Origin of the sequence: Phenylobacterium sp., assembly GCF_037189685.1 — a bacterium.
Taxonomy (GTDB): Bacteria; Pseudomonadota; Alphaproteobacteria; order Caulobacterales; family Caulobacteraceae; genus Phenylobacterium.
In genome coordinates this window covers 1-9,128 of the sequence record NZ_JBBCIT010000051.1, presented here as the reverse complement: position 1 = coordinate 9,128, position 9,128 = coordinate 1, and the positions used below count along the sequence as shown (strand labels likewise).

The following is a 9,128-nucleotide window of genomic DNA, read 5'->3' as shown; positions in this document are numbered from 1 at the left end:
CGGGACACTAGTCGGGGTGGTCCGCCGCGCTCGCCGGCGCCACGTGGGACGGGAAGAGACCAGCCATCGGCTCGTACTTCGCCCGGGCGCGGGCCAGACGATCACGCATGTCCGCCAGGACTTCGGGGTGGCGGGCGGCGACGCTGTAGGTCTCGCCCGGGTCGGCCTGCATGTCGAACAGCAGCGGCAGGGCGTCGAGCGGGATGTCGAACCTGCGGTAGTAGGACCGCGCCACCAGCTTCCACCGGGCGGTCCGGAGTCCCCCCACCTGGTTGTTGTCGAACAGCAGGATCTCCTCGTGGCCGTCGCCCTCCCCCGTGGTCAGCAACGCCGAGAGGTCCACGCCGTCCAGTTCCAGGTCCGCGGGCGGCGTCCGACCGGCCAGGGCGAGCACGGTGGGCAGGATATCGAGATTGCTGGCGAGCGCCGGGCTCACCTGGCCCGCCGGGATGCGCCCCGGCAGCCGGGCGATGAACGGCACGCGGAAGCCGCCGTCCCAGGCCGATCCGCCCTTGCGCTCGCGGAAGGGGCCGGACGAGCCCTCGAACCAGGGGCCGTTGTCGGAGGTGAAGACGACGAGGGTGTCGTCGTCGAGGCCCAGGGCCTTCAGGCGAGCCAGGAGGCGGCCCACGCCCAGGTCGATCTCCTCCACGACGTCGCCATAGACGCCGCCCGGCGAGTCGGTCGGATCGTCGGGGTTCGGGACCAGGGGGATGTGCGGCGCGGTCAGGGCCAGCAGCACGAAGAACGGGCGATCCCGATTGGCCTCGGCGAACGCCCCGGCCTGCTCGAAGAAGTCCTGGGTGAGCCTGGCGAAGTCGACCTTGCCCTCGTGCTCGGTCAGGCCGCCTTCGTCCGCCTCGTAGAGTTTCAGGGGCCGCATGTCGTGACTGTAGGCCAGGCCGTGGAAACGATCGAAGCCCTGGACGGTCGGCGGCCAGTGCGGCGCCACATGGCCCAGGTGCCACTTGCCGATCAACGCGGTCGCATAGTCGGGCTTCAGGGCCTTGGGGATCGTCCAGGCGTCGGGCGGCAGGCCGGTGGTGTCCGCCGGCTGGATCACCTCGTGCGCCAACCCCGAACGGATCGCATAGCGCCCGGTCAGCAGCCCGGCCCGCGACGGCGTGCAGACGTTGGCCGAGGCGTAGAAGTCCGTGAACCGCGCGCCCTCGGCCGCCATCCGGTCGAGGTTGGGGGTCCGGACATGCGTCGAGCCGTAGCAGCCCAGGTCGCCATAGCCGAGGTCGTCGGCCAGGATCACGATGACGTTCGGCGGCCTCATGCGTCCCCTTCCCCTTTTTCGCGCCGTGGAGGTTTAGCGCGCTTCAGCCGTGCCGCCAGCCGCCGGCGCCGGGATCGACGGCGCGGCCGGCGGCGCGGACCTCGAGGCCGGGAGCCTCACGGATCTCGCCGATGACGGTGAAGCCGCGCGGCCGGGTCGAACCCGACGGCATCGTGCAGACGATCTCGTAGTCGTCACCGCCCGTGGCCAGGCGGACCAGGGCGGCGGCCGGGTCGGGCTGATCCTCGAGCCAGGTGGCCGCCGCGCCCGACAGGGGAAGCTGGTCCAGGTCGATGTAGAGGCCCACGCCGCTGGCCTCGGCGATATGCCGGGCGTCGGCGATCAGGCCGTCCGAGACGTCCGCCGCCGCCGTCGCGTGGCGGCGGAGGGCGTTGCGCACGTCCAGCCGCGGCTCGGGCATGCGGTAGCGGTGCGCCAGCCGGCCGTCGGCGTCCTCGATCTCGCCCATCACCGCGGCCAGGCCCAGAGTCGCGTCCCCGATGGCCCCGCTGACCAGCAGCCGGTCGCCCGGCCGCGCCCCGCCCCGGCGCACCATCCGGCCCGCCGGCGTCCAGCCCATCGCCGTCAGGCTGCAGGTGAACGGCCCCGGCGTGGCCGTGGTGTCCCCGCCGTAGAGGCTCATGCCGAAGACCTCGAGGTCGGCCGCCAGGCCCAGGGCGAACCGCGCCCGGTCGCGCTCCTCGTAGCCGCCCGGCCAGCTCACCGTCAGGAAGGCGGCGAAGGGCTCGGCGGCCTTGGCGGCCAGGTCCGAGACGTTCACCCGCACCAGCTTGCGCGCGATCATGTCGGGCGCTTCGCCCGCCGGGAAATGCACGCCCTCGACGATGGCGTCGGTGGTCACGACCAGATCGTGACCGGGCCTCTGCGGCAGGACCGCCGCATCGTCCATGAGGTCGAACGCGCCCGGCGCGCCCCGTGTCAGCGGGCGGAAGAGGCGGGCGATCTCTCCGAATTCATCCAGTGGGTTCGTTCCGTGCTGGGCGGACATCCTTGGCGACCCCGTCCAGAGCCCCGTTCACGAAGCCCGGCTCGGTTCCCTCGAAGAAGCTCTTGGCCACCTCGACGTATTCGTCGATGGCCACCTCGGTGGGAACGTCGGGCCGGCGGGCGAGTTCAAAGGCCCCGGCGCGCAGGATCGCCCGGACGGTAGCGTCGAGTCGCTCCAGCCGCCAACCTTCGGCCAGCCGCCTGGCGATGGCGGCGTCCACCCGGGCCTGTTCGGCCACCACGCCGCGGACGAGGTCGGCGAAGAATCCTTCGTCCGCGGAGGCCAGGGTGGCGCCCTCGCCGTCCCCGCCCTCGGCGCCCACGCCTTCGATGTCGCGGTCGAAGCGGTGGTCGGTGAACTCGCGGATCACGGCCTCGACCCCGATCGCGGAGACCTCCATCTGATAGAGCGCCTGAACGGCCGCGAGCCGCGCCACCGAGCGCGAGGCGTGGCCGCTCATCGCAGGCCGCCCGCCAACTGGCGCTTGAGCGCGATCATGGTCAGCGCGGCGCGCGCCGCGCCGCCGCCCGTGTCGCCCTCGCTGATCCGGGCGCGCGCCCAGGCCTGCTCGTCGTCCTCGGTGGTGAGGACGCCGTTGCCGATGCAGAGCCGCTTGCCGACCGTCAGGTCCATGAGGCCGCGCGCGCTCTCGTTCGAGACGATCTCGAAATGATAGGTCTCGCCGCGGATCACGCAGCCCAGCGCCACATAGCCGTCATAGTGCTTGCCCGCCGGCTTCTGGCCCGCGTCCTCGGCGATGGCGATGGCGCCCGGAATCTCGAGCGCGCCCGGCACCGTGACGACGTCGTATTCGGCCCCGAACGCCGTCAGCGCCTGGACGGCGCCGTCGAGCAGGGCGTCGGCCAGATCGTCGTAGAAGCGCGCCTCCACGATCAGGATGCAGATCGGCTCGTCGCTCATGGGAAGTCCTTGAAGTGCAGTCGAAGACCGCTCTTAGGCGGTTTCGCGCCAGCGGGCGAGATAGCGCGCCAGCATGTCGATCTCGAGGTTCACCCGGGCGCCGGGCTCGAGGCCGCCCAGCGTGGTCACATCCCAGGTGTGGGGGATCAGGTTCACGCCGAACACGTCGTCCTCGACCTCGTTCACGGTGAGGGACACGCCCTCGACGGTGATGGAGCCCTTGGGCGCGATGAAGCGATGGAGCGGCCGGGGCGCGCGGACGCGGACGCGGTGCGAGCCGCCTTCGGATTCGATCGACAGGACCTCGCCGACGCCGTCCACATGCCCCGAGACGATGTGGCCGCCCAGTTCGTCGCCCACGCGGGCGGCGCGCTCCAGGTTCACCGGGCGGCCCTCGCGCCAGTCGGACAGCGTGGTCAGCGAAAGCGTCTCGCCCGACACCTCGACGGCGAACCAGCCCTCGCCCTTCTCCACCACGGTGAGGCAGCAGCCGGCATGACTGATCGAGGCGCCGATGTCGACGGTGTCGAGGTCGAAGCGGGTCTCGATCTCGAATCGGCGGTCGCGGTTGGTGTCGCGTACGGCGCGCACCCGTCCCACGTCGGTGACGATGCCGGTGAACATTCTGCTTCCTCAGGCCTTGGCGTAGCGTTCCCAGAGATCGTCGCCCAGGACGCTGACCTCCACCCGCCGGAAATGGGGCGCCTCGCTCAGGGACGCAACGGCCAGCGCGCCGATGCCCGGCCGTCCCTCGCCACCCAGGACGATGGGCGCGCGGAACCACTCCAGGGCGTCAACCAGCCCGCAGCGCAGGAAGCTTCCCGCCACCTGCCCCCCGCCCTCCACGAAGAGATTCGCAAGGCCTTCGGCGGCCAGGAGCTGCGACACGGTCTTCAGGTCCGGCCGGTCTTCGCCGAGCGCAGGCGCGGTCAGGACGCGGACGCCCAGTCCGGCGAGGGCGGGCTCCGGGGCCGTCGTGGCGACGACGTAGGTGGGGACGTCGCGCGCCGTACGCGCCAGCCGGCTGTCGGGCGACAGCCTCTGGCGGCTGTCCAGCACCACGCGCGCGGGTTGGCGGCCGGCATAGCCCGGCAGGCGGACGGTCAGTTCGGGATCGTCGGCCAGGGCCGTCTCGACCCCGATCACCACGGCGTCGTGCGCCGCGCGCAGGCGATGCACCTGCTCCCGGCTCTGCGGACCGGTGATCCATCGGCTCTCACCCGTCGCGGTCGCGATCCGGCCGTCCAGCGACGTGGCGAGCTTGAGGGTGACGGTCATCGCCTATCCTTTAGGCGGCGGGACGGGCCGGCGCCAATCGCCTGTTCGCACTCCGAGGGGGCGAAGAGGCCCACCGGCATCCAATCCTGCAAGGCCGCGAAGGGGCGCCTTCCAGCTTCCAGGGGCGCTTCGCGCTGGAACCACGAAAAGCACGAAAAGGCCGGAGATGATCGGATGGCGGCCGCCCTATGCCTTTTCGTGTTCTTCGTGGTCCGACCGAGGGCGCTGGCGCGCGATGCGGCGACGGGCTACCGCCCCTCGCCGTCGCCCAGGCCTTCCTCGCCCAGGAAACGGGCGAAGTCCTCGGTCTCCTTGAAGTCGCGGTAGACCGAGGCGTAGCGGACATAGGCCACGTCATCGAGCTGCTTCAGGTGCTTCATGATCAGCTCGCCGATGGTCGAGGACGCGAGTTCGGTCTCGCCCATGCTCTCGAGCTGGCGGACGATCGTGGAGATCATGCGCTCGACCCGCTCCGGCTCCACCGGGCGCTTGCGCAACGCCACCGAGAGCGAGCGGGCGAGCTTGTCCCGGTCGAACGGCGCCCGCCGGCCCGAGCGTTTCAGGATGGTCAGCTCGCGAAGCTGAACCCGCTCGAACGTGGTGAAGCGGCCTTCGCACTTGGGGCACAGCCGCCGCCGACGGATGGCCGCGCCGTCTTCCGACGGGCGGCTGTCCTTCACCTGGGTCTCGTCGTGGCCACAGAATGGGCAGCGCATATCTAGCCCCCTTCCCGGCCACTCAACACCATTAGCTGTAGATCGGGAAGCGCCGTGTCAGTTCAACGACTTCCGCCCGCACCTTCTTTTCGACGGGTGTGGGATCCTCGCCGCTGGCCGCCGCGTCCAGCACCTCGCCGATCCATTGGCCCACCTGGCGGAACTCCGCCGCGCCGAAGCCACGCGTGGTGCCCGCCGGCGAGCCGACGCGCAGGCCCGAGGTCTGCATCGGCGGCAGGGGGTCACCCGGGATCGAGTTCTTGTTGGTGGTGATCCCGGCCCGCTCCAGGGCCACTTCGGCCACGGCCCCGCTCACGCCCTTGGGCGTCAGATCCACCAGCATCAGATGGCTGTCGGTGCCGTTGGAGACGATCTTGAAGCCCACGGACTGCAGGCTGTCGGCCAGGGCGCGGGCGTTCTCGATCACCCGCTTCGCATAGACCTTGAACTCGGGCTTCAGCGCCTCGCCGAAGGCCACGGCCTTGCCGGCGATCACATGCATCAGCGGCCCGCCCTGGAGGCCGGGGAAGACGGCGCTGTCGATCTTCTTCGCCAGCTTCTTGTCGTTGGTCAGGATCAGGCCGCCCCGCGGGCCGCGCAGCGTCTTGTGCGTGGTCGTGGTGACGATGTGGGCGTGCGGGAACGGGTTCGGATATTCGCCGGCCACGATCAGGCCGGCATAGTGCGCCACGTCGCACATCAGGATCGCGCCCACCTCGTCGGCGATCTGGCGGAACTTCGCGAAGTCGATCTGGCGCGAATAGGCCGAGCCGCCGGCGATGATCACCTTGGGCCTGTGGGCGCGCGCCACCTCGGCCGCCTCGTCATAGTCGATCAGGTGATCCTGGGCCCGCACGCCATAGGCCACGGGGCTGAACCACTTGCCCGACTGATTGACGCTCTTGCCATGCGTCAGGTGCCCGCCGTGGTCCAGGTTCATGCCCATGAAGGTGTCGCCCGGCGTCATGGTGACCATGAACACCGCCTGGTTCGCCTGGCTGCCCGAGTGGGGCTGGACGTTGGCGAACTCGCACCCGAAGAGCTGCTTCGCCCGCTCGATGGCCAGGCGCTCGGCCTCGTCCACCACCTCGCAGCCCCCGTAGTAGCGCTTGCCCGGATAGCCCTCGGCGTACTTGTTGGTCAGGACCGAGCCCTGGGCGTCCAGCACCGCCTTGGAGACGATGTTTTCGGACGCGATCAGTTCGATCTGGTCCTGCTGGCGCTTCAGCTCGCCGGCGAGGACCTTCGCGAGCTCGGGATCGGCGGCGTCGACTCCCGCCTGGAAGAAGGATTCGGTCGAGGGTTCGGCTTGCACGTGCAGGTTCAAGGGCGGCGCCTTTCGCTGTGGGGAAGACTCAAGTCCGGCGGGGCGGCCCCCTTTACTCCCGAACGCCGCCCACTCCAACCGCAGCCGGGAACCGCGGGGCGCGCTCGCGCGTTTCCCGGCAGACGCCGGGACGCGCCCCCGGGGATGATGATCTTCCCCGGAAACAGAGGGGGCCGCGCCTTCCGGCGTGCGTGTCGTATCGAAACGAGGTGGTGATGAGCGTTGGCCCCGAACCTTCCGGACCGTCGGGAGAGGACCTGTTGCGCCTCGGCGCGGGAATCGTCGCCGCCTATGTGAGCCGCAACGCCGTCACGCCCGACGCCGTGCCCGAGATCATCCGCTCGGTCCACCAGACCCTGAGCCAGCTCACCGGCGCGGCGCCGACGCCCGTCGTGGAGGAACGGCCGAAGCCGGCGGTGCCGATCGGACGCTCCGTCCAGCACGACTACATCGTCTGCCTCGAGGACGGGAAGAAGCTGAAGATGCTCAAGCGCTACCTGCGCTCGCGCTTCAACATGAGCCCCGAGGACTACCGCCGCCGCTGGGGCCTGCCCCCGGACTATCCGATGGTGGCGCCGGCCTATGCGGCGCGGCGTTCGGACTTCGCCAAGAAGATCGGGCTCGGCCGCGGCGTGCGGCGCCGGACCTAGCCGGGCTCCGCACCCCAGTCCGCCCCTGGCCAGTCCGCCCCTAGGGACGCTTCCGCGGGTACGGAAGCGTCCAGGGCCGGTCCGATGTCGGGCGGAAGGTGGGCCGTCCCCAGGCGCGAGTGAGCCACGAGTCCGCCAACCGTGCGTTGTGTCAAAGGCGCACAGCGGCAAACGCGCGCAGGTGACATCTACAGGAGATCGATTCGCGGACGGCCTACGCGGCGTAGCCCCCGATGCGCTTGACGTTGCAGCGGACCCAGAGCGCTTCCAGCGCCTCGGCGAGTTCGTCCATCATCCGGTCGTCGTGGGCCGGCGACGGCGTGAAGCGAAGCCGCTCGGTGCCGCGTGGCACGGTGGGATAGTTGATCGGCTGCACATAGACGCCGTGATCCTCGAGCAGGATGTCCGAGATCATCTTGCAGTGGATGGCGTCGCCCACCAGCACGGGCACGATATGGCTGACCGACGGCATGACGGGCAGGCCGGCCCGAATCAGGCGGGCCTTCAGCGCCGCAGCGCGCGCCTGGTGCGCGACGCGGACCGCGTTGTGATCCTTCAGGTAGCGGATCGAAGCCACCGCGCCCGCCGCCAGGGCCGGAGGCAGGGAGGTGGTGAAGATGAAGCCGTCCGCATAGCTGCGGATCGCGTCCACGATCACCGAATCGGCGGCGATGTAGCCGCCCATGACGCCGAACGCCTTGCCCAGCGTGCCCTCGATGATGTCGATCTCGGCCATCATGCCGTCGCGCTCGGCGACGCCCGCGCCGCGGGAGCCGTACATGCCGACCGCGTGGACCTCGTCGATGTAGGTGAGCGCGCCGTACTTCTTGGCCAGCGCCACGGTGCCGCGGATGTCGGCGATGTCGCCATCCATCGAGTAGACGCTCTCGAAGGCGACCAGCTTGGGCGCGGCCGGGTCGGCGGCGGCCAGCAGTTCCTCGAGGTGTTCGAGGTCGTTGTGACGGAAGACGATCCGCTGCTCGCGCCTGCCGGCGCGGATGCCGCTGATCATCGAATTGTGGTTCAGCTCGTCGCTGAAGATCAGCAGGCCGGGCAGGATCTTGTAGAGGGTCGAGAGCGACGCCTCGTTCGAGACGTAGCCTGAAGTGAACAGCAGCGCGGCTTCCTTGCCGTGCAGATCGGCCAGTTCGCGTTCGAGCTCGACGTGGTAGCGCGTGGTCCCCGAGATGTTGCGGGTGCCGCCCGAGCCGGCGCCGGCCTCCTCGATCGCCTTGTGCATGGCGTCGAGCACCACGGGGTTCTGGCCCTGGCCCAGGTAGTCGTTCGAGCACCAGACCGTGACCTCGGAGGTCGAACCGTCCGGCCGCGTCCACGTGGCGCGCGGAAATTCGCCGCGATGGCGCTTCAGGTCGGCGAAGACCCGGTAGCGGCCTTCGGACCGGACCCGCTCCAGCGCTGCGCGGAAGTTTTCCCTGTAATCCATAATCAGATCCCGGTTGGCGCAACGAAATTGCGCGCCGCGGCCCGGCCCCTCGAATACGTCAGCCTTTTGGCGCCGCGATTTCACAATGTCCATAAATTCAGCGCCCGCAGGGGTCTCGCGTCTCATCGTGCGGCAGATAGACGCCGCAATCCTCGCCGGCCTTGATACAGGTCAACCCCGACGTGTCAGGCGACCCCCCTGCCTCGGAGCATCTGGAGGATCGCCGAGAAGTCCTTCGGGCCGCCGCCCAGGCGATCGAACAGGGCGTAGAGGCCCTCGGCGGTCGCCCCCAGCGGCGTGGCCGCGCCGGATCGGGCCGCCGCCTCCTGCGCCAACTTGAGATCCTTCAGCATCATGGCTGTGGCGAAGCCGCCCTCGTAGTCGCGGTTCGACGGCGCGGCGGGGACCGGGCCGGGCCAGGGGCAGTAGCTGGTCAGGCTCCAGCATTGGCCCGACGACTGCGACGCGATCTCGTGGAACTTCACCGGGTCCAGCCCCAGC

General features: G+C 70.0%; 10 protein-coding genes and 1 pseudogene. 1 reads left to right on the top strand and 10 read right to left on the bottom strand.

Features of this window, described 5'->3' with window-relative positions; genetic code table 11:
• Positions 1-7: 7 nt before the first annotated feature.
• From WG212_RS22040 to glyA, 8 genes and pseudogenes are all read right to left on the bottom strand, one after another.
• Positions 8-1,282, bottom strand: coding sequence for a sulfatase-like hydrolase/transferase (locus tag WG212_RS22040; RefSeq protein ID WP_337189265.1), 1,275 nt, complete (start codon positions 1,280-1,282; stop codon positions 8-10).
• Between the two features lie 43 nt (positions 1,283-1,325).
• Positions 1,326-2,291: a thiamine-phosphate kinase gene (thiL, locus tag WG212_RS22035; protein WP_337189264.1), complete on the bottom strand. Its 966-nt coding sequence runs from the start codon at positions 2,289-2,291 to the stop codon at positions 1,326-1,328.
• Positions 2,257-2,751 (bottom strand): transcription antitermination factor NusB, encoded by a 495-nt coding sequence (gene nusB, locus WG212_RS22030; RefSeq protein WP_337189263.1) that lies wholly within the window; start codon positions 2,749-2,751, stop codon positions 2,257-2,259. The genes thiL and nusB overlap by 35 nt, the downstream gene beginning before the upstream one ends.
• A pseudogene (gene ribH / locus WG212_RS22025) lies at positions 2,748-3,215 on the bottom strand (6,7-dimethyl-8-ribityllumazine synthase); the annotation flags it as partial. The gene nusB and the pseudogene ribH, both read right to left, overlap by 4 nt.
• Before the next feature lie 30 nt (positions 3,216-3,245).
• Entirely contained in the window at positions 3,246-3,836 is a 591-nt protein-coding gene (locus tag WG212_RS22020; protein ID WP_337189262.1) for a riboflavin synthase, read from the bottom strand.
• Between the two features lie 9 nt (positions 3,837-3,845).
• A complete protein-coding gene (locus tag WG212_RS22015; RefSeq protein WP_337189261.1) occupies positions 3,846-4,490 on the bottom strand; it encodes a RibD family protein in 645 nt (214 codons plus the stop codon).
• A 248-nt stretch (positions 4,491-4,738) separates the two neighbouring features.
• Positions 4,739-5,206 carry a transcriptional regulator NrdR gene (gene nrdR / locus WG212_RS22010; protein ID WP_337189260.1) on the bottom strand — a complete coding sequence of 156 codons (468 nt, stop codon included), beginning with the start codon at positions 5,204-5,206 and terminating at the stop codon, positions 4,739-4,741.
• Between the two features lie 31 nt (positions 5,207-5,237).
• Entirely contained in the window at positions 5,238-6,527 is a 1,290-nt protein-coding gene (gene glyA, locus WG212_RS22005; RefSeq protein ID WP_337189286.1) for a serine hydroxymethyltransferase, read from the bottom strand.
• A gap of 221 nt (positions 6,528-6,748) precedes the next feature.
• On the opposite strand from glyA, the gene WG212_RS22000 reads away from it, so the two are divergent.
• The gene (locus WG212_RS22000; RefSeq protein WP_337189259.1) at positions 6,749-7,183 is read left to right on the top strand and encodes a MucR family transcriptional regulator; all 435 of its coding nucleotides are present in this window, start codon (positions 6,749-6,751) and stop codon (positions 7,181-7,183) included.
• 214 nt (positions 7,184-7,397) lie between these two features.
• Here the strand turns inward: WG212_RS22000 and hemA are convergent, their stop codons facing one another.
• Together hemA and WG212_RS21990 are read right to left on the bottom strand one after the other, a co-directional pair.
• Complete coding sequence (gene hemA / locus WG212_RS21995; protein ID WP_337189258.1) at positions 7,398-8,627, bottom strand: 5-aminolevulinate synthase; 1,230 nt, start codon at positions 8,625-8,627, stop codon at positions 7,398-7,400.
• A 185-nt stretch (positions 8,628-8,812) separates the two neighbouring features.
• The coding region (locus tag WG212_RS21990; RefSeq protein ID WP_337189257.1) for an NAD-binding protein at positions 8,813-9,128 on the bottom strand (316 nt) is incomplete at its 5' end.

What these genes read in the sequence shown, in the direction of transcription:
- WG212_RS22015 (WP_337189261.1), bottom strand. Translation starts at nt 4,490, where the DNA reads ATGACCGTCACCCTCAAGCTCGCCACGTCGCTGGACGGCCGGATCGCG.
- thiL (WP_337189264.1), bottom strand. Translation starts at nt 2,291, where the DNA reads ATGTCCGCCCAGCACGGAACGAACCCACTGGATGAATTCGGAGAGATC.
- WG212_RS22040 (WP_337189265.1), bottom strand. Translation starts at nt 1,282, where the DNA reads ATGAGGCCGCCGAACGTCATCGTGATCCTGGCCGACGACCTCGGCTAT.
- WG212_RS22020 (WP_337189262.1), bottom strand. Translation starts at nt 3,836, where the DNA reads ATGTTCACCGGCATCGTCACCGACGTGGGACGGGTGCGCGCCGTACGC.
- nusB (WP_337189263.1), bottom strand. Translation starts at nt 2,751, where the DNA reads ATGAGCGGCCACGCCTCGCGCTCGGTGGCGCGGCTCGCGGCCGTTCAG.
- hemA (WP_337189258.1), bottom strand. Translation starts at nt 8,627, where the DNA reads ATGGATTACAGGGAAAACTTCCGCGCAGCGCTGGAGCGGGTCCGGTCC.
- nrdR (WP_337189260.1), bottom strand. Translation starts at nt 5,206, where the DNA reads ATGCGCTGCCCATTCTGTGGCCACGACGAGACCCAGGTGAAGGACAGC.
- WG212_RS22000 (WP_337189259.1), top strand. Translation starts at nt 6,749, where the DNA reads ATGAGCGTTGGCCCCGAACCTTCCGGACCGTCGGGAGAGGACCTGTTG.